26 protein-coding genes, 2 tRNA genes and 1 pseudogene are annotated in these 23530 nt (G+C 69.0%); 18 read left to right on the top strand and 11 right to left on the bottom strand.

Features of this window, described 5'->3' with window-relative positions; genetic code table 11:
• Positions 1-283: pseudogene (locus VN378_RS04680) on the top strand (glycosyltransferase family 4 protein); the annotation flags it as partial.
• Between the two features lie 286 nt (positions 284-569).
• Here the strand turns inward: VN378_RS04680 and VN378_RS04675 are convergent.
• The 3 genes from VN378_RS04675 to cpdR form a co-directional block, all read right to left on the bottom strand.
• Positions 570-1220 (bottom strand): BON domain-containing protein, encoded by a 651-nt coding sequence (locus tag VN378_RS04675; RefSeq protein WP_325741444.1) that lies wholly within the window; start codon positions 1218-1220, stop codon positions 570-572.
• 443 nt (positions 1221-1663) lie between these two features.
• Positions 1664-1738: transfer RNA gene (locus VN378_RS04670), tRNA-Val, on the bottom strand.
• Positions 1739-1813: 75 nt separating this feature from the next.
• On the bottom strand, positions 1814-2170 hold the full coding sequence (gene cpdR / locus VN378_RS04665; RefSeq protein ID WP_056616494.1) for a cell cycle two-component system response regulator CpdR: 357 nt from the start codon (positions 2168-2170) through the stop codon (positions 1814-1816).
• A gap of 126 nt (positions 2171-2296) precedes the next feature.
• Between cpdR and VN378_RS04660 the strand changes: the two genes are divergently transcribed.
• Positions 2297-3154: an N-formylglutamate amidohydrolase gene (locus VN378_RS04660; protein ID WP_325741441.1), complete on the top strand. Its 858-nt coding sequence runs from the start codon at positions 2297-2299 to the stop codon at positions 3152-3154.
• A gap of 247 nt (positions 3155-3401) precedes the next feature.
• Here the strand turns inward: VN378_RS04660 and VN378_RS04655 are convergent, their stop codons facing one another.
• The gene (locus VN378_RS04655) at positions 3402-4085 is read right to left on the bottom strand and encodes a DUF599 domain-containing protein (protein ID WP_325741439.1); all 684 of its coding nucleotides are present in this window, start codon (positions 4083-4085) and stop codon (positions 3402-3404) included.
• Between the two features lie 169 nt (positions 4086-4254).
• Between VN378_RS04655 and ppa the strand changes: the two genes are divergently transcribed.
• The 3 genes from ppa to VN378_RS04640 all read left to right on the top strand — a co-directional run bounded on the left by ppa (position 4255) and on the right by VN378_RS04640 (position 7874).
• Positions 4255-4812 carry an inorganic diphosphatase gene (ppa, locus tag VN378_RS04650; protein ID WP_325741438.1) on the top strand — a complete coding sequence of 186 codons (558 nt, stop codon included), beginning with the start codon at positions 4255-4257 and terminating at the stop codon, positions 4810-4812.
• 219 nt (positions 4813-5031) lie between these two features.
• On the top strand, positions 5032-6903 hold the full coding sequence (cobT, locus tag VN378_RS04645; protein ID WP_325741437.1) for a cobaltochelatase subunit CobT: 1872 nt from the start codon (positions 5032-5034) through the stop codon (positions 6901-6903).
• Entirely contained in the window at positions 6900-7874 is a 975-nt protein-coding gene (locus VN378_RS04640; protein WP_325741436.1) for an esterase-like activity of phytase family protein, read from the top strand. Before cobT ends, VN378_RS04640 begins: the two co-directional genes overlap by 4 nt.
• On the opposite strand, the gene VN378_RS04635 is transcribed toward VN378_RS04640, so the two are convergent.
• The 4 genes from VN378_RS04635 to VN378_RS04620 form a co-directional block, all read right to left on the bottom strand.
• Positions 7871-8176 carry a hypothetical protein gene (locus VN378_RS04635; RefSeq protein ID WP_325741434.1) on the bottom strand — a complete coding sequence of 102 codons (306 nt, stop codon included), beginning with the start codon at positions 8174-8176 and terminating at the stop codon, positions 7871-7873. The two genes, VN378_RS04640 and VN378_RS04635, sit on opposite strands and share 4 nt — an antisense overlap.
• A gap of 71 nt (positions 8177-8247) precedes the next feature.
• Positions 8248-8841, bottom strand: coding sequence for a demethoxyubiquinone hydroxylase family protein (locus VN378_RS04630; RefSeq protein WP_325741432.1), 594 nt, complete (start codon positions 8839-8841; stop codon positions 8248-8250).
• Entirely contained in the window at positions 8819-9352 is a 534-nt protein-coding gene (locus VN378_RS04625) for a disulfide bond formation protein B (RefSeq protein WP_325741430.1), read from the bottom strand. Before VN378_RS04625 ends, VN378_RS04630 begins: the two co-directional genes overlap by 23 nt.
• Positions 9353-9428: 76 nt before the next feature.
• Entirely contained in the window at positions 9429-10004 is a 576-nt protein-coding gene (locus tag VN378_RS04620) for a YqaA family protein (protein ID WP_325741428.1), read from the bottom strand.
• Positions 10005-10147: 143 nt separating this feature from the next.
• Here VN378_RS04620 and VN378_RS04615 point away from each other — a divergent pair, with 143 nt between their 5' ends.
• The 4 genes from VN378_RS04615 to VN378_RS04600 all read left to right on the top strand — a co-directional run bounded on the left by VN378_RS04615 (position 10148) and on the right by VN378_RS04600 (position 13539).
• On the top strand, positions 10148-10588 hold the full coding sequence (locus tag VN378_RS04615) for a VOC family protein (protein ID WP_325741426.1): 441 nt from the start codon (positions 10148-10150) through the stop codon (positions 10586-10588).
• Entirely contained in the window at positions 10585-11202 is a 618-nt protein-coding gene (locus tag VN378_RS04610) for a DUF6655 family protein (RefSeq protein ID WP_325741424.1), read from the top strand. Before VN378_RS04615 ends, VN378_RS04610 begins: the two co-directional genes overlap by 4 nt.
• 62 nt (positions 11203-11264) lie before the next feature.
• Positions 11265-13130 carry a DUF885 domain-containing protein gene (locus VN378_RS04605; protein WP_325741422.1) on the top strand — a complete coding sequence of 622 codons (1866 nt, stop codon included), beginning with the start codon at positions 11265-11267 and terminating at the stop codon, positions 13128-13130.
• Positions 13131-13212: 82 nt separating this feature from the next.
• On the top strand, positions 13213-13539 hold the full coding sequence (locus VN378_RS04600) for a zf-TFIIB domain-containing protein (protein WP_325741420.1): 327 nt from the start codon (positions 13213-13215) through the stop codon (positions 13537-13539).
• Positions 13540-13592: 53 nt separating this feature from the next.
• On the opposite strand, the gene VN378_RS04595 is transcribed toward VN378_RS04600, so the two are convergent.
• The gene (locus VN378_RS04595; protein ID WP_325741418.1) at positions 13593-15311 is read right to left on the bottom strand and encodes a hypothetical protein; all 1719 of its coding nucleotides are present in this window, start codon (positions 15309-15311) and stop codon (positions 13593-13595) included.
• A gap of 206 nt (positions 15312-15517) precedes the next feature.
• On the opposite strand from VN378_RS04595, the gene VN378_RS04590 reads away from it, so the two are divergent.
• From VN378_RS04590 to VN378_RS04570, 5 genes are all read left to right on the top strand, one after another.
• Entirely contained in the window at positions 15518-16222 is a 705-nt protein-coding gene (locus tag VN378_RS04590; RefSeq protein ID WP_325741416.1) for a response regulator transcription factor, read from the top strand.
• Positions 16191-17834 carry a HAMP domain-containing sensor histidine kinase gene (locus tag VN378_RS04585; protein ID WP_325741414.1) on the top strand — a complete coding sequence of 548 codons (1644 nt, stop codon included), beginning with the start codon at positions 16191-16193 and terminating at the stop codon, positions 17832-17834. The genes VN378_RS04590 and VN378_RS04585 overlap by 32 nt, the downstream gene beginning before the upstream one ends.
• Positions 17831-18259, top strand: a complete 429-nt coding sequence (locus tag VN378_RS04580; protein ID WP_325741412.1) for an HPr kinase/phosphatase C-terminal domain-containing protein — start codon at positions 17831-17833, stop codon at positions 18257-18259. Before VN378_RS04585 ends, VN378_RS04580 begins: the two co-directional genes overlap by 4 nt.
• An 87-nt stretch (positions 18260-18346) precedes the next feature.
• Positions 18347-18751 (top strand): PTS sugar transporter subunit IIA, encoded by a 405-nt coding sequence (locus tag VN378_RS04575; RefSeq protein WP_325741410.1) that lies wholly within the window; start codon positions 18347-18349, stop codon positions 18749-18751.
• 5 nt (positions 18752-18756) lie between these two features.
• Complete coding sequence (locus VN378_RS04570; protein WP_325741408.1) at positions 18757-19035, top strand: HPr family phosphocarrier protein; 279 nt, start codon at positions 18757-18759, stop codon at positions 19033-19035.
• Position 19036: 1 nt separating this feature from the next.
• Here VN378_RS04570 and VN378_RS04565 read toward each other — a convergent pair whose 3' ends face one another.
• Together VN378_RS04565 and VN378_RS04560 are read right to left on the bottom strand one after the other, a co-directional pair.
• Positions 19037-20011 carry a rhodanese-related sulfurtransferase gene (locus VN378_RS04565; protein WP_325741407.1) on the bottom strand — a complete coding sequence of 325 codons (975 nt, stop codon included), beginning with the start codon at positions 20009-20011 and terminating at the stop codon, positions 19037-19039.
• A gap of 18 nt (positions 20012-20029) precedes the next feature.
• Positions 20030-20105: transfer RNA gene (locus tag VN378_RS04560), tRNA-Ala, on the bottom strand.
• Positions 20106-20255: 150 nt separating this feature from the next.
• Between VN378_RS04560 and VN378_RS04555 the strand changes: the two genes are divergently transcribed.
• The 4 genes from VN378_RS04555 to VN378_RS04540 all read left to right on the top strand — a co-directional run bounded on the left by VN378_RS04555 (position 20256) and on the right by VN378_RS04540 (position 23466).
• Positions 20256-20561 (top strand): YggT family protein, encoded by a 306-nt coding sequence (locus VN378_RS04555; protein ID WP_325741405.1) that lies wholly within the window; start codon positions 20256-20258, stop codon positions 20559-20561.
• A 126-nt stretch (positions 20562-20687) separates the two neighbouring features.
• Positions 20688-21566, top strand: a complete 879-nt coding sequence (locus VN378_RS04550; RefSeq protein ID WP_325741403.1) for a 3-hydroxybutyryl-CoA dehydrogenase — start codon at positions 20688-20690, stop codon at positions 21564-21566.
• A complete protein-coding gene (locus VN378_RS04545) occupies positions 21563-22132 on the top strand; it encodes a phthalate transporter (RefSeq protein ID WP_325741401.1) in 570 nt (189 codons plus the stop codon). Before VN378_RS04550 ends, VN378_RS04545 begins: the two co-directional genes overlap by 4 nt.
• 68 nt (positions 22133-22200) lie before the next feature.
• Positions 22201-23466: a DUF418 domain-containing protein gene (locus VN378_RS04540; protein ID WP_325741399.1), complete on the top strand. Its 1266-nt coding sequence runs from the start codon at positions 22201-22203 to the stop codon at positions 23464-23466.
• Positions 23467-23530 lie beyond the last annotated feature (64 nt).

The following is a 23530-nucleotide window of genomic DNA, read 5'->3' as shown; positions in this document are numbered from 1 at the left end:
CCGCTGCGGCTCCGCCCCCGAGGTCATCGAGGACGGCGAGACCGGCTTCCTCGTCGACACCCTGGAACAGGCGGTGGCTGCGGCCGGGCGGGCGCATCTGCTGGACCGGGAGGCCGTCCGCGCCCGCTTCGACCTGCGCTTCTCCGCCACGGCCATGGCCCGGCGGTACCTGGACGTCTACGGCGACCTGCTGGCCAAGCGGCCCTATGCCGAAGCGCCGCTGGCCGACGTGGTGACGCCCCTGCGCGGCCTTGAGGATCGAAGCTTCGCGGCCAATGCTTGAGGGCAGGCGCACACGCGACCAACTCGATCACTATCCAGCGAATCCACTTGAAAATCTTGTCGGATCGGCCTCGACCCGGCTGTGCAGCTGTGAGCGCGATACCTTCAGCGACTGCCGGCAGGGCGATTCTGTCACCCGCCAGGATCGGGCAGGGACCTATCTCGCAGCTGGCCACGGCGGCGCCTCAGGTCATCCTCCGCGTCCCCGGCCGTGACGGGCTCCCTGCCGCGATGGAGCCCATCGGCCCTGTCGGAGATCGGCGACAGGCGGCACGGCGTGCGTCGGGTCAGGCCGCGACGACCAGCCGATCTTCGACCGATGTCACGCCCCGGGCCGCCCAGGCCGCCCGTTCGACCGTGTTGCGGTCGGACCAGGTGTCGACCTTGCCCTCAAGCTTCACATTGGCGCCGTCGATCGAGACACGGACGCCATCGGCTTCGATCCGCGCCTGCCGGCCCAGCGCCTCCTCGATGCGGCTCTTGACGTCGGCGGCCATCACCTGGGGGCGAAGCAGAATCTGGTTGGACACGGTGCGAACGCCGTAAAGCTTTTGAATCGCCCGTTCCGCCGCCTCCCGCTGGTACTGCCAGTCCAGCTCGCCGGACAGCGTGACGCGACCGTCCTCGACGCGGACCTTCAGCGCGTTCCTGGGCAGCATGGCATGCCAGGCGAGCGTGTTGAGCGCGCGCTTGGCGATCTCGTCGTCGCTCGTGCCTGTATCGCCGAAGGGCCGAACGTCGATGTCGAGGGCGACGCCGCGCACGCCCTTGACCCGTTCGGCCGCCTTCTCGGCGGCGACCTTCTCCGGATAGGTGCGCACCGATCCGCTGAGCCGGACAACGCCCGCGTCGACGGCTACGCCGATGTTGGCGGAATCAACGCTCGGCTCCCACCGGATTTCGTCCTCTACGAGGGTCTGCAGGGTCTTGTCGGTCATCGTCCTTGCTCCTCTGTCCCCGCCCGGGGGGCGGGCGGACGGATGCAGGAGACTACGAGCGCGGCGATAGTCCGCCTTGATCTGGATCACGAAGAATTAATCGCCCCGCACAACTTGGCGGCGCCGCTGTTTGCACTGACTGGTATAAGTGAAGATCGCGGGCATTGCGGCGTGACACGCAGCATCCTTGCGGTTTGGAGGGCCGGCCATGCAGCCCCATCTTCGCCAGCTGAATATCGAACGGTTCAGTAAGGTCCTTGAGGGCACGTCGGATCCGGTCGAGCAGGCCCGGATCAAACAGTTGATAGTCGAGGAACGGGCGAAGCCTGACGCCGCGTATCCCGATCTGGGGCTTTGCGAGCCCCCCAAACGGACGCTGCCTGGACGCCGGTGAACGCGGGATGGGCGAACAGGCCGGACCGCCGCTAAACTTTTGAAAGGAATGGTGGACGCGACAGGGATTGAACCTGTGACCCCTTCGATGTCAACGAAGTGCTCTCCCGCTGAGCTACGCGTCCGCCGTAACGGTTCCGGACAGGTCCGGAACGGGAAGGCGCGGTCTATAACCCGCAGGCCTTACAAACCGCAAGCCTCTAAGCGGCGACCATTCTCTCGACTTCGCCGACAAGGTCGCGAAGGTGCACCGGCTTGGACAGGACCTTGGCCTGGGGACTGGCCTGGGCGGCGCTGAGGGCCACGGCGGCGAAGCCGGTGATGAACATGATGCGGATGCCCGGCTGGCGAGCAGCGGCGACGCGCGCCACCTCGATGCCGTCGGCGCCGGGCATGACGATATCGGTCAGGAGCAGGTCCCACGGACCTTGGTCGAGGGCGTCGATGGCGTCGTCGCCGTTCTCGCAATCGACCACGGAATGGCCCGCCCGCTCCAGGGCGCGGGTCAGGAACCCACGCAGGGAGTGGTCGTCTTCGGCCAGAAGAATGCGCGCCATATGGTTTTCGCCCCGGGTCGTCTTTCCGTGACGCTAGGCCCGCACTGGTAAACCCGCCATGAAAATCAGCGGCATGCCGACGCCATCCTCTGTGGATGAAGCCCGGAAACAGGCTATGGCTGCGGCATGAATACAGGGGACGGCAGCGGGGATCGGACGGACGACGCGGCGGGTTTCGCCGTCGTGCAGGCCGCGGAGCCGGGGCGGTTCGTCTTCGCCTCGCCCCACTCGGGCGGGGTGTATCCGGCGGACATGAACTGCGATCCGTCCCTGCCCGAGGCCAGCCTGCGCAGCGCCGAGGACGCCCTTGTCGACCAGCTGATCGCGCCGGGCGCCGCGGGCGGGGCGGCTCTGGTGCTGGGACGGCTGGGCCGGGCCTACGTCGATCTGAACCGCGATCCCGGCGATCTGGACCCAACCCTGATCGAGGGAGCGGGTCAGGGGACGGGTTCCCCGCGGACTGCGGCGGGCTACGGCGTCATTCCTCGCCTGACGGGGGACGGACGGCCGCTGTACGCGCGTCGGCTGAGTCTGAAGGAGGCCCGGGGACGGATCGCGCGGGTTCACGCCCCCTATCACGCGGCTCTGGGAGAACAGATGCGGGCGGCGCGGGATCGTCATGGCGAAGCGGTGCTGGTCGACTGGCATTCGATGCCGGCGCGCGCGACCCAGGCCGCAGGCGGGGCGCGCGGACCCGAGGTGGTGCTGGGGGACCGGCACGGCTCGTCGTGTTCGGCGGATTTGACGCGGCGTCTGCGGCGGGCGTTCGAGACGCTCGGCTGGCGGGTGGCGCTGAACCAGCCCTATGCCGGCGGCTGGACGACCCAGGCCTGGGGGCGGCCGCACGAAGGATTTCACGCTGTCCAGATCGAGTTGAACCGCGCCCTGTATTTCGACGAGGCCGCCCGGGCGCCGTCGGCCGGCTGGATCCGGACCCGGAAAGGGGTCGCGCGGGTCATCGCCGCCTTGCTGGACGAGGCGTAAAAAAAAGCCGCGCCCGAAGGCGCGGCATAAAAGTCTTTAGGGAGGAAACGCCCAGGAAGGGCATGACGCCCGGAGGCGTCGAAGATCAAGTTAGTGTGCGGTGCACAAATCGTCAAGACGGTACTTCGCACCTGCGTTCACGCCTTGTAACGGCATGATCGGTCCGCGTGATCGTAGTGTAACCGTTTCCGGCGGCAAAATCTGTCCGCGTGCCAGCGCATCTGCGAACGGCCTTGGCCGTTCGGCCTCAGGGCTCCAGCAGGCGCCGGGCGCTACGGATGGCCCGGGCGGCCGGAGAACCGGCCTGACGCCAGACCAGCAGGCAGGAAATGGCCGCGACGCCGATCGCCAGCCAAAGGGGGCCGAACAGCCAGGCGGCCGCCGCGAGCGCGAAATAATAACCCCGCACGCCCTGGCTGAAGGCGCTGAGCGCCGGATTCAGCAGATTGGCCGCCGCGTCGCCGAGCGCGACCCTGTCCGCCTCGGTATGCACCTCCGGGGCCGCGCCGATCAGGGCCAGCGAATAGTTCAGCTGACGGATCGACCAGATGAAATCCAGCAGGCCCCGCGACAGACAGAGCAGTACCAGCGCCAGCTTGGCCTTGAGCAGGCGGGTCGGCACATCATCGTCCCCCACCGAGGCGAATCCCGCGATCGCCTGTTCGCCTCCGAACAGGACGCTGCCCACGGCCGCGATCAGCAGCAGGTTGGTGGAGGCGAAGAAACCCCCGGAATTGATCGTGTGGCCCAGCAGGTTGCTGTCGACGAGGCGGATTTCGCGATGGGTCATCGCGGTCATCCAGACACGGCGCACGATCAGCATGTCGTCGTTCAACGTGCCGCTGCGCCGCGCCAGCAGACTGAGCAGAGGCCCGTAGCCGAGCCAGCAGACGAGAAAGAAGGCGAGGGCCAGCCAGTCGAAAAGGGTCATGGGTCGCTCCTTGTCACAGCGGCATGGTGGCGCGCGGCCGTCCCGCGCTCAAGCCGTGAGCGACCGCGTCGCGAACATAGCGCAAAACCATCCCCCGCCTTGCTTCGGGCGCCGTGCGCGCCTATCACGCCCGCCACTCGTATCGCACTGCAGCATAACCGGACGCGCCATGAATATCGACGCCATCCCCGTCGGCCCGAACCCGCCCTGGGACGTCAATGTCATCATCGAGATCCCGCAGGGCGGCCTGCCGGTCAAGTACGAGATGGACAAGGCCTCGGGCGCCCTGTTCGTCGACCGCTTCCTGCACACCGCCATGTACTATCCGGGCAACTACGGCTTCATCCCGCACACCCTGTCGGACGACGGCGACCCCTGCGACGTGATCGTGCTGAACCCGACTCCGGTCGTGCCGGGCTGCATCATCCGCTCGCGTCCGATCGGCGTGCTGAAGATGGAAGACGAGGCCGGCGGCGACGAGAAGATCCTGGCCGTGCCGGTCGACAAGTTGAACCCCTATTACACCGACATCGCCAGCTACCGGCAGCTGCCGGCCATTCTGGTCGAGCAGATCGAGCACTTCTTCACCCGCTACAAGGATCTGGAGAAGAACAAGTCGGTCACGGTCAAGGGCTGGGGCGACGCCGGCGAGGCCGCCGAACTGATCGCCGTCGGCATGCGCGCGCACCAGGACAAGCTGAAGTCGAAGGCGGCGAACGCGGCGTAGTTTCGTCTCCTCCCCACATCGTGGGGAGGTGGCGCGGCGCGCCTTCGCGCCGTGACGGAGGGGGCGACGCCGGGTTCAGCCGGTCGCCCGCCAATCCCCGTCACCGAGTCGCCCCCTCCGTCTCGCCGGCTGCGCCGACGATCCACCTCCCCATGAAATGGGGAAGGAGTGGGCTTTGTCCGCCTTCTCCCGGCGAGACAGAACCGCTATCTGACCCTTATGGCCTCCGCCGACACTCCCGCCGACATCTTCAAGCGCGCGCTCGCCCATGCGGCGCGGGCGCTGGCCGAGCAGTCCGAGCTTGAGGTCGCCTTCGGCTCGGACGGGCCGAAGCTGGCCAACGGCGTCCTGACCCTGCCGCACCCGCCGCGCGATCCCGGCGCGCCCGAGAACGCAACCCTGCGCGGACAGGCCGACCGGCTGGCCCTGCGTCTCGCCAATCACGACGAAGGCCTGCACGCGAGGCTGCGGCCGGTGGACACGCGCGCCTCCGAGGTGTTCGAGGCGGTGGAACAGGCCAGGGTCGAGGCCGTGGGCTCGACCGCCCTCGCCGGGGTCCGCGCCAATATGAACGCGGCCCTGTTGACCCGACTGGAGAAGATGGGGGCCCTGCGCGCCGACGCCGAGCGGGTGCCTCTGCCCGAGGCCGTGGCCCTGCTGGTGCGGGAACGCCTGACCGGCGAACGCGCCCCCGACGGCGCAGGGTCGATGCTGGACCTCGTCCGCGCGGCCATCGAGGATAAGGCGGGCGCGAAACTCGACGCGCTGGCCGAGGTCGCCGGCGACCAGACCGTCTTCGCCGAACGGTTGAAAGACGTTCTCCGCGCACTGGATCTCGATCCCGGCGACGGCCGCGGAGACGACGCCTCGGACGACCAGGGCGACGAGGAGCCCGATGGGCAGGACCCGGACGCGGCCGCCGATCAGGACGAGGAAGACGACGCCGGCGGCGGCGAGGGCCAGTCGATGGACGGCTCGACGGACGATCAGGACCAGGGCGAGGACCGCGACAGCCGCCCGGACGGCGCGCCGGGCGATCCCGATGGCGAAGCCTCGGATGACGGGCCGGATGTCAACGAGGGCTCCCTGCCCAACCGCCAGCAGACCATGGACGACGGCCGGGCCATCGACGCCTATCGCGTCTTCACCACCGCCTTCGACGAGGTGGTGGACGCCGCCGAGCTGTGCGATCCGAACGAGCTGGAGCGGCTGCGCGCCCTGCTGGACCAGCAGCTCACGGCCCTGTCCTCGGTGGTGTCGCGTCTGGCCAACAAGCTGCAACGCCGTCTGATGGCGCAACAGAACCGCAGCTGGCATTTCGACCTTGAGGAAGGGGTGCTGGACACCGCCCGCCTGACCCGGATCATCACCGACCCCACCAGTCCACTCAGCTTCAAGGCCGAGAGCGAAAGCCCGTTCCGCGACACGGTGGTGACCCTGCTGCTCGACAACTCCGGCTCGATGCGCGGGCGGCCGATCATGGTGGCGGCCGTGTGCGCCGACATTCTGGCGCGGACGCTGGAGCGCTGCGGGGTCAAGGTCGAGATCCTCGGCTTCACCACCCGGGCCTGGAAGGGCGGCCAGTCGCGCGAGGCCTGGATCACCGCCGGCAAGCCCGCCAACCCGGGGCGGCTGAATGACCTGCGGCACATCATCTACAAATCCGCCGACGCGCCGTGGCGCCGGGCGAAAAAGAGTCTCGGCCTGATGATGCGCGAGGGGCTGCTGAAGGAGAACATCGACGGCGAGGCCCTGACCTGGGCCCACGAGCGCCTGCTGGGCCGCACCGAGTCGCGCCGGATCCTGATGGTCATTTCGGACGGTTCGCCGGTCGACGATTCCACCCAGTCGGCCAATGCGGCCCTCTACCTGGACAAGCATCTGCGTCAGGTCATCGCCGAGATCGAGACCCGCTCGCCGGTCGAGCTGATGGCCATCGGCATCGGCCACGACGTGACCCGCTGGTACCGCCGCGCCGTGACGATCGTCGATGTCGAACAGCTGGCCGGAGCCATGGTCGAGAACCTGGCCGCCCTGTTCGACGCCGAGCCCAAGGCGGTTTCAGCCGGGCGCCGCCGGAAGGCCGCTTGAGGCGGCTCGCCGCCGTCAGCCTGACATTGATGCTGGGCGCCTGCGCGGGCGCGGGCGTGATTTCCGAACCGTGGCGAGGCTCCGCCGACGGCTGGACGCCCGTCGCCGCGGAAATCCGCACGGTCGGTCTGGGCGTGCCCGGGGGCGTCCGGCTGGGGCCGGGCGTGCGCTACGCGGGCGGCGTCCAGATCCTCGCGCCGGCGGGCGACCGGTTGCATGGCCTGTCAGATCTGAAGCTTTCGGATGGAGACCTGGTGGCGGTCACCGACGCCGGCGATCTGGTGCGGGGACGGCTGGCGTTCGATGGGCGAGGCCGGCTGGCCGGCCTGTCCGGCCTCCGTTTGCGCAACCTGACCGCGGGGGACGGGCGCGCCTTCCCGTCCAAGTCGGACGGCGACGCCGAAAGCCTGGCGATCACGGCGGCCGGCGAGCTGGTGGTGGGCTTCGAACAGACGCCCCGGCTGTGGTCCTACGGCCCGCTTGATGCGCTGAGGAGTCGCCCGTCAGCGCTTGCGGTTCCGCCCGTTCCGCCCGGCAACGACGGTCTGGAGGCGCTGGCGGCGGGGGCCGAAGGTCTGCGCGCCGTTGCAGAGGGCGGAGGGGTCTGGGATTGCACGGCCTTGCGCTGCACCGAGGTCGCGCCGCCGCCGTCGACGCCGCTCGCCGTCGCCGACTGGCGCGTCACCGGCATGGACCGCGATCCGGCCGGCGATGGCTGGTTCGTCGTCGAGCGGCTGTACCGCGAGCCGTTCGACATGCGCGCCCGCGTGCGCCGCATGGACCCGTCCGGCCGGCTGGGGCCCGTGCTCGCTACCCTCAGCCTGCCGTCGACGACGGACAATTTCGAGGGCCTGGCGGCGGCGGCCCATGCATCGGGGACGCGTCTCTACATCCTGTCTGACGACAATGACAATCCGCGCCAGCGAACCCTGCTGCTGGCCTTCGATGTGAGGGCCGCTGTCAGACGTTAGCCGACCGGTGTGGTCCGGACGTCTTGCATCTGGCGCAGCATTTCCCGGCTGTTGGCGCGGTCCTCCTCGGTCTGGAAGACGCTGCGGCAAACCCGACGCCCGAAACGCGATCCGGTGACCGGTTCGGTCCGGCAGACCTGGACCGGTTCGGCCCGCTGCGCGACCACGCGGGCGCCGGCGGGCGCCGGCGCGGCTCCGGGAGCGGCCGCCGGGGCGGGAACCACTGTCGCCGCGGGAGGGGTGGCGACCTGCGGAGTCTGTTGCAACAGAAGCGAGGCAAGCAAGGCGATGGGGAATGACACAGGGCTCTCCTGTAAAAAACCTGGATCCCCATAATGCCTGCCAGACGGCGGAGCGCAACCCGGGCGTGCGATCAGACCTTTTCGCTGATCTTTATGGCGGCGCGGCAGCCGGCCTTGATGGCAGCGCTGAGCAGGCCATACGCCGGCGCCTCGCGAGCCCCGCGCCCGACCGCATGGTCGTGATGGGCCAGTTCCTCATCCCGGAACACCGACAATTCAGCCGCCAGGGCCGGATCGCGGTCGCGAAGCTCGGCGATCTGACCGGCATAGTGTTCCTCGATCACGCTCTCGACCGCCTCGGTGCAGGCGTGGGCGGCTTTCTCGCCCATCAGGGCGGTCCCGGTTCCCAGCGCCATGGCCGCCAGCCGCCAGACCGGAGTCATCAGGGTGGGGCGCACGCGCTCGGCGTTCAGCAGGGCCTCGAACCGCGCCAGATGGACCGCCTCCTGGTCCCGCATCTCGCCCATGTCGGCGGCGAGCGCCGTCTTGCCCGCCCGGCCCTCGAACACGGCCTTCTGGGCGCGGTAGATGTGGACGGCGGCGTATTCGCCGGCATGGTCGACGCGCAGGATCTCGTCCCGCCGCCGCCGGCTGGCGCCCCGTCCGGGCCGCGCCAGCGGAATGCGCCGGTCGGTCAGGTGATCAGCTTCGGGGAGCGCGGGCATCCTTGGGCCTCTTTGCGGCGAGCAGGCTGAACACGGCGAGGGCCGCCGAGATCAGAACGTTCCATCCTGCCATCGACAGGCCGAGGAACCGCCATGTCACCGTGTCGCAGAAGACCGGCGTCTCGATCGGTCCGGCGCCCAGCGCGAGCGCAGCGAGGCTCTCGAGGTTGACGTCTCCGCCGCCGGCGCAGCTTGCGGGCAGATCCCACCACTTCATCTCGCCGCCCATGTGGAAGGCGGCCGTGACCGCGCCCGTGGCGAAGACGACGGCCAGCAGGAAGGCGGCGATGCGGGGGGTCCCCCGGCTGCCCCGGCTGACCAGGTGCCAGAGGGTGGCGGTCAGGGCGATCGCCACCGCGCCCCAGTACACTTCGCGCTGCTTGAGGCACAGGTTGCAGGGCGCCAGGCCGGCGAACCGCTCGAACGCATGCGCCGCGCCCAGCAGCGCCAGCGAGGCGGCGAGGGCGAAGGCGGTCCACCACCGCGTCAGGAGTCGATAAAGGCCTCTCATCGGACGATGTTCATAGCTGCCGCAATCGCTACCGTCGATGGTTCCCGCACATCCGCTGATCCGGGCAGAAGCCCGATCAGAGAAGCTTGACCGCCGCTATGGCGCCGGCCAGCACCACCAGGCCGATGATGCTCCACATCGCCAGCCGCTTCTCGACCATCTCCAGCATCGGGGGGCCCCAGCGCCTCAGGATGAAGGCCTCGGCGTAGAAGCGCGCGCCCCGGGTCATGGCGCACAACGCCACGAACAGGGCGAAGTTGAACTGGAAGATGCCCGAGGCGATGGTGATCAGCTTGAACGGGATGGGGGTCAGACCCTTGATCAGGATCACCCAGGCGCCGTGCTGCTGGAACAGGGCCTTGGACGCCTCGAAGGTGTCGGCCTTGCCCAGCCAGGCCAGAATCATCATTCCGACATCAGTCAGGAAATAGCCGATCGCATAGCCCAGCATCGCGCCCAGCACCGAGGCGAGCGTGCAGACGGTCGCATAAAAGTACGCCCGGTCCGGCCGCGCCAGAATCATCGGCGCCAGCATCACGTCCGGCGGCACCGGGAAGAACGAGCTTTCGGTGAAGGACACCACGGCCAGGGCCGGGGTGGCGTGTTTGCTGCGGGCCAGGGCGAAGACCTGATCGTAGAGCTTGCGGAGCATGGAATTCCTTCGGCGGGCCGGACCGGTCGCGTCTAGCAGGCGGGGCAGGCGGACGCATCCACCGAAACAGGCCGTTATTCGCGATCGCGGCGAAGGGTCGCTATAGAGGCCGGCTTCCCGCCTCTCCCAGGACGGACGTCCTCATGCGCTATCTGCACACCATGGTCCGGGTCGCCGACCTCGAGGCGTCGTTGCATTTCTACTGCGACCTGCTGGGTCTGGTCGAAACGCGGCGGATGGAGAACCAGGCCGGCCGCTACACCCTGGTCTTCCTCGCCGCCCCGGCCGACCGGGCCCGCGCGGAGACCGAGTGGTCGCCCGAGGTGGAATTGACCTTCAACTGGGACCCCCAGCCCTATGACGGCGGTCGCAATTTCGGCCATCTGGCCTACCGGGTCGACGACATCTACGCCGCCTGCCGGCGGCTGATGGACGGCGGCGTGGTGATCAACCGCCCGCCGCGCGACGGCAACATGGCCTTCGTGCGCTCGCCCGACGGCATCTCCATAGAACTGCTCCAGGACGGCGCGCCCCTGCCCCCCGCCGAGCCATGGGCCTCGATGCCCAACACCGGGAACTGGTGACCGTGAAGACACTGATCGCCGTCCTGACTGCGGCCTCCGCCCTGGCCGCCTGCGCCTCGACCTCCGAGACCTATCCGTCACGGACCGCGACCGAACAGCTGCTGGTCGCCCGCGCCGCCGACCGCGCCGTCGAGGGCCTGACCCTGCCCATACCGGCCGGTTCGCGGATTTTCGTCGACGACGCCTTCTTCCGCGCCGAGAACGCCGCCTATGCGATCAGCGCCATCCGCGCCGCCCTGTCCGAGGCGGGCTACGCCCTGGCTCCGTCGAAGTCGGAGGCCGACGCGGTGTTCGAACTGCGCGCCGGGGCGCTGTCGCTGGAACAGATGCGCCGCGTCTTCGGATTGCCGGACATGCGGGTGCCGATCAACGACAGCTTCAATGTCGTCTCGGTGCCGGAACTGTCGCTCTACAGCCGCCGCGACCGGGTCGGCGTCGCGGAGTTCTCGGGCTTTCTCTACGAGCCGAAGACGGGGGCGCCGCTGGGGGCCGTCGTGCCCATGACGGGAGAGTTCCGTATTCGCAGCCACAAGCTGCTGATGATCGTCGCCTGGGGCCAGCAGAGCGTCGACCCCGGCGAACGCGACCCCGGCGACAGCTGGCGGCAGTTCTAGGGCGACTTGCGCCCCGGCTCCCGGTCGGGGATGGTCCCGCCCTCAGTTTTACCGGGGGTTCCATGCGCCGTCTGCTCGTCTCGTCCGCCGCCACCGTCGCCCTGCTGGCGTACGCGCCCGCCGCTCTGGCGCAGGACGCCCACGCCGGCCACGCCGGACATGAGGCTCCGGCCGGGGCGCAGAGCGAAGACGCCCGGCTGGCCGCCTTCTTCGAACAGGCCTTCCAGGAGCGGATCGCGCTCAGCCCGCAGACCATGACCTCGCTGGGCCTCAAGACCGACTACGACAGGCTGGATGACGCTACGGACGCCGCGGCCGACCGGGCGCTGGCCCTCGCCGAACGCCAGCTGGCGCAGCTGAACGACCAGTTCAATCCGCAAACCCTGAGCGCCGACAGCCGGCTGTCGTGGCGGCTGTTCGAATACGGCGTCCAGCAGGCGCGGCTGTCGAACCGATGGCGCGACTGGAACTATCAATTCGCCGCCAACGGCAATCCGACCACGGGCCTGCCCGTGTTCATGATCAACAACCACCGCGTCGGCAGCGTCTCCGACGCCGAAGCCTATGTGGCCCGGCTGCGCGACGCCGAGCGCGTCATGGGCGAGATTTCCGCCGAACTGCGCGACCGGGCGTCAAGGGGGGTGATCTCGCCGAATTTCGTGTTCGAGCCCTCGATCGCCAACACTCGCAACATCATCGCCGGCGCGCCCTTCGATGACGGCGCCGACAATCCGGTCTGGGCCGATTTCGGGAAGAAGGTCGGGGCGCTGGACGTCGATCAGGCGACGAAGGACCGGCTGCTGGCCGAGGGCCGCGCAGCCCTGACCGGCGAATGGAAGCGCGGTTATGAGGGCGTGCTGGCGGCCCTGGCCGAGGTCCGGATCCAGGCGGCGGCCATGCCCGACCGCGACGCCGGCGTCTGGCGGTTGCCGGAAGGCGAGGCCTTCTACAACGCCCGGCTTCAACTCTCGACCACCACCGACCTGACGGCGGACCAGATCCATGACACCGGCCTGGCCGAAGTCGCGCGGCTGCACGGCGAGATGCAGGCCATCATGACCCGCGTGGGTTTCACCGGCTCGCTGCAGGAGATGTTCGCCTTCCTCAAGACGGACCCGCGCTTCCAGTATCCGAATACGCCCGAAGGCAAGGAGCAGTATCTGACCGACTCCCGCGCCTTCATCGCCCAGGTGATGGAGGCGGCCCCGCGGTATTTCCACGACCTGCCCGAGGCGGCGCTGGAGGTGCGGTCGGTGGAGCCCTGGCGCGAGGCGACAGCGTCCGTCGCCTTCTACAACTCGCCGGCGCCGGACGGGTCGCGGCCGGGCATCTACTACGTCAACCTGTCGGACATGACCCAGGTGCTGAAGCCCCAGATCGAGGCCATCAGCTACCACGAGGGCGCGCCGGGCCATCATTTCCAGATCGCATACGCCCAGGAGATGGAGAGTCTGCCGCGCTTCCGCCGCTTCGGCGGTTATGGCGCCTATGCCGAGGGCTGGGGCCTGTACGCCGAACGGCTAGGCAAGGAGATGGGCTTCTATCCGGACCCGTATTCGGACTTCGGCCGACTGTCGCTGGAGCTGTGGCGGGCGGTGCGGCTGGTCACGGACACCGGCCTGCACGCCAAGCGCTGGAGCCGCGAGCAGGCGATCGAATATTTCCAGCGCAACTCGCTGCTCAGCGAGCGCGACATCGTCAAGGAGGTCGAGCGCTATCTGACCAATCCGGGTCAGGCGACCAGCTACAAGATCGGCGAGCTGAAGATCATGGAGCTGCGCCAGCGGGCCCGGGCGGCGCTGGGTCCCCGCTTCGACATCCGCGACTTCCACGCCGTCGTGCTGGGTTCGGGGTCGGTGCCGCTGGACGTGCTGGAGGACCAGGTCGACGCCTGGATCGCGGCGGGCGGCGGGGCGCCGGCGGCCTGAGGCGCGACGCGGCCCTTGGTCGCGTTGGCGGAACCCCGGCCCGGCCCTAGCTCTACCGGGTGAACTGTAAATGGAGACGCCGATGCCGCTCTTGATGTGCCCCAACGACAACACCGCCATGCAAACGCTGGAGCGGGGCGGCGTCCAGTTCGACATGTGCCCCGACTGCCGCGGCGTCTGGCTGGACCGCGGCGAACTTGAGAAGCTGATGGCTGCGGCGACCGAGGAAGGCCGCGCCTCCGCGCCCCGGACCGCGCCGCCGCAACAGCCCTATCCCCCTCAGCAGCCGGCGCCTCAACCGTGGAGCGGACAGCCGGCGTATCGCGACGACCGCTATCGCAGCCGCGACGATGACGACTACCGCTACAAGAAAAAGAAGCGCGACAGCATCTTCGACATTTTCGACTGAGGCCGCGCCGGGTCGAGAAGGCGGAGCCTTCTGATCGCGGCCAACAAAAGAGCCTAGGCGGCCAGACCGGCCGCCTTCATCAGACCCTTCAGCGGCGCCAGGGCCTCGGGCGTGGTCGACAGGACGGCGCGGGATTCCGGCGCGCGGAACAGCTTGATCGCCTCGACCTTGGCCCGATCCGCGGCCGGGCCCATCGGCGCGGTCTCTCCGGCGGCCATGCGCAGAAGCACCGACAGCTTCTGCGGCAGGGGCGCGGGCGATCGCGCCAGCATCATCACGATCTTCGCCTCGCTCTCGACCGCGCCGCCGACCGTGCCGATGGCCGCTGAAATCTCGGTGTCGTCGCGCTCGTTGAGACCGCAGCCATGCACGGCCCGCTGGAGTGTGGCGAGGATTCCCAGCTTCTGCGCCGCGGTCTGGCCGACGGCGATGGCGCGCATCTCGGTCTCGAAACGCAACGAGCCCACACAGGCCGACAGCCAGCGCGCCGCGGAGCGCTTGTTGGCCGTGCCGGTGACGTTCTCGCACAGCCGGGTCAGGGCCTCGGCCTCGCACAGCACCGTGGTGCAGGTCTTGGCGTAGGCGGCGACGAAATCGGCCGTGACGATGGCCTTGGAACGTTCGTTGAACGCGTTCTGGACCTCTTCCAGGGTCAGCAGACGGCCGGCGGTGACCGTCAGGGCCATGGCCAGGGTGCGCAGGATGTCGATCTCGCCTGCGGCGTCGTTGGGGCGCAGGCGGCGGGGGCTCATGAGCTCGCGCAGCACCATCCTGGCGAGGGCGGCGGCCAGCAGCGGGAACTCCCCCGCCTCCAGCCGCGCACCGAGCCGGGCGGCCGGGCCCTCGACGTTCGGAACCTGCAGGGCCATGCGGTTGTCCTGGCGGATCAGGGCCGCGATCTCGTTGGGCGCGACCATTCGCACCACGGCCGCCAGGGAAGCGCCCTGGTCGAGCGCGGGCCCGAGGATGTCCGTCAGATTTGTACGCGCCGCCAGCATCTCGCACAGCAGCTGTTCGATAGGCACCAGCACCATGGCGCGGGGCGGGCCATCCATGGGCGCGCGATCGGCCAGATCCATCAGGCGGTCCAGCCGCGCCCGGCCGCCCCGAATCCCGGTCAGGGCGCACGACACCACGCCGCCCATGATGAAGGCCCGGTCGGGCTGGCCCGCCAAGCGGTGGGCCAGATCGGCGATCGAGCAATTCTCCAGGCTGGGGAACTGGCCGCGGCGGCCGGCGGCGATGACGCGTTCAACGGCCCTGTCGGCCAGCTTCTGATAGTGGCGGACCAGATCGTGGACCGGCTGGCCCACGGCCTGACTCTCGGGCACGGCCACCTTCTGGATGGCGTGCTGAAGCTCGACGCCCGAAGCCTCCAGCTTTTCGGCCAGATCAGGCCTGTGCAGAAGTTCAAACGCCGTCACGCCCTGACGCGCCAGCCAGTCCTCCAGCACCCGGCCGATCGTCTCGCGGGCCTGGGAGGTGTAGAAGTCCTGCGGCCCGTTGCAGCGCGGGCCGCTCTGGTCCTCGGGCACGACCCGCTTGTGCCGGATCTCGGGCGCGCCGCGGGTCAGCAGCGTCGAACTGGCGAATTCCATGGTGTCGGGATCAAGGGTTTCCTTGGTCACCCGCACGGCCGCCGCGCGGCTGTCGGCCAGCATGTCCTCGGCCGCCTGGATCGCGATGGTGCGGTCTTCCGTCGCCATCTGGAGCGTCCAGGGCGCGGGAGCCGTCTTTCGGATGTAGACTTCGTAGTGGACGGATCCGGCCATCAAAACGCTCAAACTGTTCCCGCCCATCATGGCGCCAAGGCTTTAAGGCGGGGTTTCGTTGTGAATTGTGGCGATGAGCCCCATCTGTGGGCCCGGCGGCGGTCTTCCGGCTTTTCGGTCGACCGGCGCTGAACAATGATGGATTAGAACGGTAACGCTTGCCGTGCGTTGAGACTGCGAACGAAGAGTCTGCAAGGAGACCGCCTTTGGCCAACATCACCCTGGTCGACGACGACGAGAACATCGTCGCCTCCGTCTCGCTGGCGCTGGAAAGCCATGGCCACAAGGTCACTGCCTGGCATGACGGGGCCGCCGGGCTTGAGGCGCTGGAGTCCAATCCGCCGGATCTGGCCATCCTGGACGTCAAGATGCCCCGCATGGACGGGATGGAGGTGCTGCGCCGCCTGCGCCAGACCTCGCAGATTCCGGTCATCATGCTGACCTCGCGCGATGAGGAGATCGACGAGATCCTGGGCTTCAACCTGGGCGCCGACGACTACATCCACAAACCCTTCAGCCAGCGGCTGCTGATCGAGCGGGTCAAGGCTCTGCTGCGCCGGACCGGCGCGGACGGCGGCGAGCCCGAGCCCTCGGGCGAGAATTCGTCCAAGGCCATCAAGCGCGGCAAGCTGTCGATGGATCCGGCGCGCCACGAGAGCACCTGGGAAGGCAAGCCGGTCAAGCTGACCGTGACCGAGTTCCTGCTGCTGCAGGCCCTGGCCCAGCGGCCCGGCTTCGTGAAGAGCCGCGACAATCTGATGGACGCCGCCTACGACGACCAGGTCTATGTCGACGACCGCACCATCGACAGCCACGTCAAGCGGATGCGAAAGAAGTTCCGGGTGGTCGACCCCGAGTTCGACGCCATCGAGACCCTGTATGGCGTCGGGTATCGCTATCGCGAAAGCTGATCCGCTCCCGCCGGGAGACGACGAACCGCGCCGCCCGCTGAAGCGCTTCGGGGGGTCGCGGCTCGGCGGCCTGATCCTGGCCCTGAACCTGCTCAGCCTGCTGATCCTGTTTGTCGGCGCGCTGGCGCTGAACGAATGGCGGCGTGGTCTGATCGAGGCGCGTCAGGAGACGCTGGCCGCCCAGGCCGAGTTGCTGGTCCGTGTCCTCGGGGATGAGCGGATCGGCGTCACCAAGGGAGAGCCGACGCCTTCCCTCGATCCGATCGAGGCCAGCCGATGGCTGCGCGACAACTTCATACTTTCCGGCCAACGCGCACGCCTGTTCGATATCGACGGCTTGCTGGTAGCCGACAGCTTCGCCGTGACGGAGGCCATTCCCGGCCGGTCCCTGCCGCCGGCCCGGCCTGCGGGCACTCCGCCGCCCATGGTCGATCCGGGGGAACACACCCGCAATGAAGCTGCTCTCGAGCGGGCCCGCGACGCCCTGGCGGCGGAGGTGGAGGCGGCGCTGGACGGTCAGGCCCAGTCCACCCTCCGGCGATCCGAAAGCGGGGATCGGGTCGTGTCCGTCTCCATCCCCGTGCGCCATGTGCGGCAGGTTCTGGGCGTGCTGACGCTGGAGGCGGGAGACGTCAACGAGACCCTGGACGCCCAGCGCCGCGCCCTGATGCCCTTCGCCCTGGTGGCGCTGGGCGTGTCCCTGCTGTCGTCCCTGCTGCTGCACCTGTTCGTGGCCCGGCCGGTGATGCGGCTGTCGGCGGCGGCGGACGAGGTCCGGCTGCAGCGCGCCCGCGCCATCTCCCTGCCTGATCTGGAGGGCCGCAAGGACGAGATCGGCGATCTGGCCCGCTCGCTTGAGACCATGACCCAGACCCTGTCCGACCGGATGGACGCCATCGAGCGGTTCGCCGCCGACGTCTCGCACGAGATCAAGAACCCGCTGACCTCGATCCGTTCGGCGCTGGAAACCCTGCCTCTGGTCAAGACCGAGACCCAGCGCGAAAAGCTGACAGCCCTGCTGCAGCAGGACGTGCGGCGGCTGGACCGGCTGATCACCGACATCTCCAACGCCTCGCGGCTCGACGCCGAACTGGCGCGCGACCGGCCCCGCACGCTGGATCTCACCACCCTGCTGACCGAGATCGTCGGGGTCTATGAGGCGGGACGGAAGCCCGGCGAGCCGCGGATCGCCTTCGAGGCGCCGGCCGGCGATCACATCCTGGTCGTCGGGCGGGACGGGCCGTTGGGACAGGTGTTCCGCAACCTGATCGACAACGCCCGCTCGTTCAGCCCCCCGAACGGTCTGGTGCGGATCGGGCTGACCCGCGATCCCTCGGACCCGGACCGTCCCGCCCGGGTCAGCATCGAGGACGACGGGCCGGGCATTCCGCCCGAGAACCTCGAGACCGTCTTCCAGCGGTTCTACACCTCGCGGCCCAAGGGCACGGCCTTCGGGGCCAACTCCGGCCTCGGCCTTTCGATCGCCCGCCAGATCGTCGAGGCTCATGGCGGCCACGTCCAGGCCGGAAACCGGACGGACGAGCGCGGCGCGATCACGGGCGCGCGCTTCGAGGTCGCCCTGCCGCTGGCGTCCGCCGGCCGACGCGGATGAGCGACCAGCCCCTGCATGGCACGGTCGCGGCGCGCTGGATTCCCGGCTCCGGCTGGCGCGGCGTCCTGATCACCGGCCCCTCCGGCGCCGGCAAGAGCGACCTGGCCCTGCGCCTGATCGGCCACGGCTGGCGGCTGGTGGCCGACGACTACGCCCATGTCTTCGCCTCCGGCGGGTCGCTTTTCGCTGTCTGCCCGGGGACGATCGCGGGCCGGATCGAGGCGCGGGGCATCGGCGTGATCCCGGTCTGCGCCCTCGATCTGGTCCGGCTGGTGCTGGCGGTCGAACTGTCGACCGGGCCGGTCGAACGCCTGCCCGAGCCCGCGGAAACCGTGATTGCGGGCGTGCGCCTGCCGCTCGTCCGGCTTTGCGGATTAGAGCCGTCCGCGGTCGAAAAGGTCACACTGCTGACCAGCCCGCTTTAACCCGACGCGGAGTTGGGCTATTCCGCCCGGCTTGCGGCGCGCTCTGAGGGCCGTCGGACGCGGGGCGCGAGCTTTGGTAATGCCGTCATGATCGGGCTGGTGATCGTCACCCACGGGGGACTGGCCTCGGAATTTCTCGCCGCCATGGAGCACGTCGTCGGGCCCCAGCGCGGGGTCGCGGCCATCTGCATCGGACCCGAGGACGACATGGAGCGCCGTCGCCGCGACATCGTCGACGCGGCCAACGCCGTGAACGACGGCGACGGCGTCATCCTGCTGACCGACATGTTCGGCGGCACCCCCTCCAACCTGGCCATTTCGGTGATGGAAGAGACGCACGCCGAGGTCATCGCGGGGCTGAACCTGCCGATGCTGATCAAACTGGCCAGCGTGCGCGGCCGTGAACCGCTGGAGGCCTGCGTGGCCCACGCCCAGGACGCCGGCCGCAAATACATCTCGGTCGCCAGCTGGGTGCTTCAGGGCGAGAAGTGACGGCGATGTCGGACCCGTTCAGCGCCACCGCCAACATCTGCAACACGCGCGGCCTGCACGCCCGCGCCTCGGCCAAATTCGTCAAACTGGCCTCCAGCTTCGACGCCGAGATCCATGTCACCCGCGACGGGGTGACGGTGAACGCCCTGTCGATCATGGGTCTGCTGATGCTGGGCGCCGGCAACGGCTGCGGCATCGAGATCGTCGGCGAGGGCGCCGAGGCCGAGGCCGCCGTGGCCGCCCTGGCCGAACTGGTCGAACGGAAGTTCGACGAGGACCAGTAGCTTAGTCCTTCGGCGACGCCTGGGCCGCTCCGATGTGGGCGACCCCGCGCCGTTGTGCGATTTCCACTTGGCGGGCCCGTTCCAGATACCGTGCGCGGTCCGTCTCGGTCCGGGCGTCCGCGCAGCGGTCGCAGCTGACGCCTTCGATGTAGCGGGCCGACGCGCGGCCTTCCTCGCTGACCGGCATGCGGCAGCCGCGGCACAGGCTGTGGCTGCCGGCGGTCAGGCCGTGGCCGACGGCGACCCGCTCGTCGAAGACGAAACATTCCCCCCGCCACAGGCTGTCGGCCTCGGGCGTCGTCTCCAGATAGCGCAGGATCCCGCCCTCCAGATGGAAGACGTCCTGGACGCCCTCGGCCTTGAGGAAGGCGGTCGCCTTCTCGCAGCGGATGCCGCCGGTGCAGTACATGGCCACTTTCGGCGGGTCCGGCCGGTCCAGCAGGGCGCGGCCCTCGGTGCGGAACCAGTCGGGAAAGTCGCGGAAGCCCCGCGTATTGGGCTGGATCGCGCCCTCGAAGGCGCCGACGGCCGCCTCGTAGTCGTTGCGCGTGTCGATCACGATCACGCCGGGATCGCGGATCAGGGCGTTCCAGTCGGCGGGGGCGACATAGGCGCCGGCGTTGACGGCGGGGTCGAGGTCCGGCTGGCCCATGGTGACGATCTCGGGCTTGATCCGCACCTTCAGGCGGTGGAAGGGCATCGTCTCCGCCGTGGCGTATTTCACGTCGAGGTCGGCGAAACCGGGCAGGGCGCGGATCCCCGCCAGCACCCGCTCAACGGACGCTTCAGGTCCCGCGATCGTCCCGTTCAGCCCTTCATGGGCGACCAGCAGGGTGCCGCGCACGTCCGGCCGGGCCAGGCGCTCCAGCCGGTCGCGAACAGGCGCGCAGTCAGCGATGGCCGCGAACCGGTACAGGGCGGCGACCCTCACCAGCCCGGTGGAGCACGCTGCGGCTGAACTGGCGGACTGGATCATGTCGACGGCGAGGGTGCCTGGTGGAGCCGAGGGGAGTCGAACCCCTGACCTCGTCATTGCGAACGACGCGCTCTACCAACTGAGCTACGGCCCCGTTTCCGGGTGCAGGCGAGGGCGCGACATACGAGGGCGGAGGCCGGAGTGTCAACGGGCTTGAGATCGCCCGCCCCGCGATGGCGGAATCCCTGGACGTGGGACGCGGCCACGTTAAAAGCGGGAGCTGTCCTGTTTCCGGAGTCCCTTCATGGGTTACGCCATCGTCTGGTTGGTCAATACGATCCTGTCGCTCATGACCTGGGCGATCATCCTGTCGGCCATCATCAGCTGGCTGTTCGCCTTCGACGTCATCAACCGCCGCAACCGGTTCGTGAACCAGCTGGCGGACTTCCTCGACCGGATCACGACGCCCATCCTGGAGCCGTTTCGCCGCTTCATCCCGCTGATGGGCGGCATCGATGTCTCGCCGATCGTGGTTCTGCTGCTGATCCATTTCCTGCGCATCCTGTTCAACCGGCTGACCGCGCCGGTGTTGATCCAGATGCTGGGATAAACGCGACCCCGGCGACACGCCGTCGGCCGTTCACCACGGTCCGGCGCTTCCGGCCTTGCGCCGTCCGGCGAGGGTCCTAAGGTGCCGCTCCGACCGGGCCCCGCGCCCGCCAGCCAACCGGGATTCATGACCACGATCCGATCCGTCGCCATCGTCGGCGCAGGCCAGATGGGCGCAGGTATCGCCCAGGCCGTGGCCGCAGGCGGCTATCAGGTGCTGCTGTACGACGCCGCCGGCGATCGCGTGCCGCAGGCGCAGGGCGCGATCGCCGCCAGCCTCGCCCGCCAGGTCGCGCGCGGCCTGATCGATCAGGGCGCCGCCGACGCCGCCCTGTCGCGCATCTCCGCCGCCTCTTCCCTCGCCGCTGCGGCGAAGGCCGACCTCGTCATCGAGGCCGCGATCGAGGACGAGGCGGTCAAGAAATCCATCCTGGCCGACCTGACGCCGCACCTGGGCAAGGACACCCTGCTGGCGTCCAACACCTCGTCGATCTCGATCACCCGCCTGGCCTCGGCCACCGACCGGCCCGAGCGCTTCATCGGCCTGCATTTCATGAAGCCGGCGCCGGTCATGAAGCTGGTCGAGATCATCCGCGGCATCGCCACCTCGGCCAGCACCTATGACGCGGCCGTGGCCTTCGCCGAGAGCCTGGGCAAGACGACGACCAATTCCGAGGACTTTCCCGCCTTCATCGTCAACCGCATCCTGGTGCCGATGATCAACGAGGCGGTCTATGTCCTGTACGAGGGCGTCGGCAACGTCGCCTCGATCGACAAGGCGCTGAAACTGGGGGCCAACCATCCGATGGGGCCGCTGGAGCTGGCGGACTTCATGGGCCTGGACGTCGTCCTGGCCATCATGAACGTCCTCTATGACGGTCTGGCCGACAGCAAATACCGGCCCTGCCCGCTGCTGGTGAAATATGTCGAGGCCGGCTGGCTGGGGCGCAAGTCCGGGCGCGGCTTCTACGACTATTCCGGCCCCGAACCGGCGCCGACCCGATGATCCCGACGCTGGACAAGCCGGAAGACTTTCCCGGCCAGCAGCGCGTCTCCTGGCGCCGCGATCCGCAGCGCATCGTGCTGGCGGCGCTGGCCGGAGCCCTGTGGCCGCCGCTGGTCATCACCCTGGTCGTCTGGCCGCCGCAGAACTGGCTGCCCAGCCTCGAGATGGACTGGCGGCTGCTGGTGCTGGTCATCGGTCTGGCGGCCGTGCCGGGCGGGCTGTGGCTTCTGGCGCGCGAACGCGACCGGACCGGCCGGCCGGCGACCCGGCTGGGCGTGGTCTGGCGTTTCATGTTCTACGGCGGCCTGCTGGCGGCCGGCCTTCAGGCCATGCTGGCCCTTGTCGTGTCGATCGTCGGCTGGTTCGAGGCCGGCGGCGTCGCCCAGGCAGCGGGCGCGACCGAGACCACCCTGCTGATCTATGGCGTCGGCGGCCTGCCGATCGCCGTGCTGCTGGGCGTCAGCTACGCGCTGTGGGCCGGCCTGTGCGCCGCCTTCATCGCCTTCATGCCCCAGCCCGAGGTGCGCGACCGGCTTGGCGTCATGGGCGAACGCGGTCCGGGCTGACGCCGATTTCCCTTTGACGCGGCCGACGGTTCGGCCAAGCTTGCCCGGCCAACCTCGGGGGATACGTCATGGCCGCAGTCGAAATCCAGGCGTCGCCGCCGGCCGCGGACGCGACGCTCGGACCGGTCAGGCCCGCCGACCGTATCTTCACGCTCGACATGCTCAGAGGCTGGGCGATCCTCGGCATCCTCGCCGTCAACGCCATGTCGTTCGTCTGGCCCGCGGCGCTGGAGATGACGACGGGCCTGCCGGAACCCTGGCCGCACAGCCCGGCCAACATCCTCGGCGCCTGGACCACCGACGTCTTCTTCCAGGACAAATTCCGCTCGATGTTCTCGATGCTGTTCGGCGTCTCGATCTTCCTGATCGGCGGCGAGCGGTTCGACGCGGCGCGGGGCCGGTTGCTGCGCCGCCGGCTGTTCTGGCTGGCGGTCTTCGGCCTGATCCACGGCGCCGCCTTCTGGCTGGGCGACATCCTGCTGCACTACGCCTACTGCGCGCTGATCGTCATGGTCATGCGATCCTGGAAGGCCGGCCGGCTGATATGGATCGGCGGGGGGATCAACCTGCTGTTCGGCCTGTTGTCGGCGGGCGCCATGCTGGGAGAGGCGGCGTTCAGCGGAGGCGGCCCGGCGGCGGCCGGCGGCGACGGGAATCCGTTCGCGGTCACGCCCGAGGGGCTGGCGGCCGTCATCCAGGCCTACCAGTCCGGCTGGCCCGCGGCGCAGATCGAGAACCTCAAGGCCTGGGCGATCCTGCAGTCCGCCAGCCTCGTCCTGATCCCGATCACCGTCAGCCTGATGCTGCTGGGCCTGGGCCTGTTCAAGTCCGGCTTCCTGACCGGCCGGTCGCCGACCTGGGTCTATCTGTTGATGCTGGCCATCGGCGCGGCCAACCTGGCCTTCTTCGGCTGGTATCAATGGATCGAAGCCAATGCGGCGTCCGGCGAGGATCCGACCCGCGGTCTCGCCGGCGTCGGAGGCAGTTTCGCGCCCCTGATCACCCTCGGCTACGCCAGCCTCCTGATCCTGATGACCCGGTTCGGGCTGAAGCCGCTGACGCAGGTTCTGGCTCCGGTCGGGCGGATGGCCTTCACCAACTACCTCACCCAGACCCTGATCATGTCGACCCTGTTCTACATGCCCTGGGGTCCGCACTGGTTCGGGACCATGGGGCCGGGCGCGCTGTGGGGCGTGGTCGCAGCCGTGTGGATCGCCCAGTTGATCTGGTCGCCGCTGTGGCTGTCGGTCTTCACCATGGGTCCGCTGGAATGGGTGTGGCGTTGCCTGACCTACGGCCGGATGGTGCCGCTGCTGAAGACCGCGGTCGCCTGAGGACTGACCGGGAGCCTCGTCGGGATCGTTGCCCGCCGGCGGGCGATGGCTTAAGCGGCGCGGC

Origin of the sequence: Brevundimonas sp., from assembly GCF_035561115.1 — a bacterium.
GTDB lineage: Bacteria > Pseudomonadota > Alphaproteobacteria > Caulobacterales > Caulobacteraceae > Brevundimonas.
Note: the sequence above shows the minus strand (reverse complement) of the source record. Positions and strands in the feature narration are given on the sequence as shown.

Excerpts from the sequence above, each read along its gene's own strand:
- VN378_RS04550 (WP_325741403.1), top strand. The coding sequence starts at position 20,688 with ATGACCACGATCCGATCCGTCGCCATCGTCGGCGCAGGCCAGATGGGC.
- VN378_RS04660 (WP_325741441.1), top strand. The coding sequence starts at position 2,297 with ATGAATACAGGGGACGGCAGCGGGGATCGGACGGACGACGCGGCGGGT.
- VN378_RS04595 (WP_325741418.1), bottom strand. The coding sequence starts at position 15,311 with ATGGCCGGATCCGTCCACTACGAAGTCTACATCCGAAAGACGGCTCCC.
- VN378_RS04575 (WP_325741410.1), top strand. The coding sequence starts at position 18,347 with ATGATCGGGCTGGTGATCGTCACCCACGGGGGACTGGCCTCGGAATTT.
- ppa (WP_325741438.1), top strand. The coding sequence starts at position 4,255 with ATGAATATCGACGCCATCCCCGTCGGCCCGAACCCGCCCTGGGACGTC.
- VN378_RS04570 (WP_325741408.1), top strand. The coding sequence starts at position 18,757 with ATGTCGGACCCGTTCAGCGCCACCGCCAACATCTGCAACACGCGCGGC.
- VN378_RS04585 (WP_325741414.1), top strand. The coding sequence starts at position 16,191 with ATGGCGTCGGGTATCGCTATCGCGAAAGCTGATCCGCTCCCGCCGGGA.
- cobT (WP_325741437.1), top strand. The coding sequence starts at position 5,032 with ATGGCCTCCGCCGACACTCCCGCCGACATCTTCAAGCGCGCGCTCGCC.
- VN378_RS04545 (WP_325741401.1), top strand. The coding sequence starts at position 21,563 with ATGATCCCGACGCTGGACAAGCCGGAAGACTTTCCCGGCCAGCAGCGC.
- VN378_RS04655 (WP_325741439.1), bottom strand. The coding sequence starts at position 4,085 with ATGACCCTTTTCGACTGGCTGGCCCTCGCCTTCTTTCTCGTCTGCTGG.
- VN378_RS04580 (WP_325741412.1), top strand. The coding sequence starts at position 17,831 with ATGAGCGACCAGCCCCTGCATGGCACGGTCGCGGCGCGCTGGATTCCC.
- VN378_RS04675 (WP_325741444.1), bottom strand. The coding sequence starts at position 1,220 with ATGACCGACAAGACCCTGCAGACCCTCGTAGAGGACGAAATCCGGTGG.
- VN378_RS04555 (WP_325741405.1), top strand. The coding sequence starts at position 20,256 with ATGGGTTACGCCATCGTCTGGTTGGTCAATACGATCCTGTCGCTCATG.
- VN378_RS04540 (WP_325741399.1), top strand. The coding sequence starts at position 22,201 with ATGGCCGCAGTCGAAATCCAGGCGTCGCCGCCGGCCGCGGACGCGACG.
- VN378_RS04630 (WP_325741432.1), bottom strand. The coding sequence starts at position 8,841 with ATGCCCGCGCTCCCCGAAGCTGATCACCTGACCGACCGGCGCATTCCG.
- VN378_RS04625 (WP_325741430.1), bottom strand. The coding sequence starts at position 9,352 with ATGAGAGGCCTTTATCGACTCCTGACGCGGTGGTGGACCGCCTTCGCC.
- VN378_RS04600 (WP_325741420.1), top strand. The coding sequence starts at position 13,213 with ATGCCGCTCTTGATGTGCCCCAACGACAACACCGCCATGCAAACGCTG.
- cpdR (WP_056616494.1), bottom strand. The coding sequence starts at position 2,170 with ATGGCGCGCATTCTTCTGGCCGAAGACGACCACTCCCTGCGTGGGTTC.
- VN378_RS04620 (WP_325741428.1), bottom strand. The coding sequence starts at position 10,004 with ATGCTCCGCAAGCTCTACGATCAGGTCTTCGCCCTGGCCCGCAGCAAA.
- VN378_RS04605 (WP_325741422.1), top strand. The coding sequence starts at position 11,265 with ATGCGCCGTCTGCTCGTCTCGTCCGCCGCCACCGTCGCCCTGCTGGCG.
- VN378_RS04615 (WP_325741426.1), top strand. The coding sequence starts at position 10,148 with ATGCGCTATCTGCACACCATGGTCCGGGTCGCCGACCTCGAGGCGTCG.
- VN378_RS04565 (WP_325741407.1), bottom strand. The coding sequence starts at position 20,011 with ATGATCCAGTCCGCCAGTTCAGCCGCAGCGTGCTCCACCGGGCTGGTG.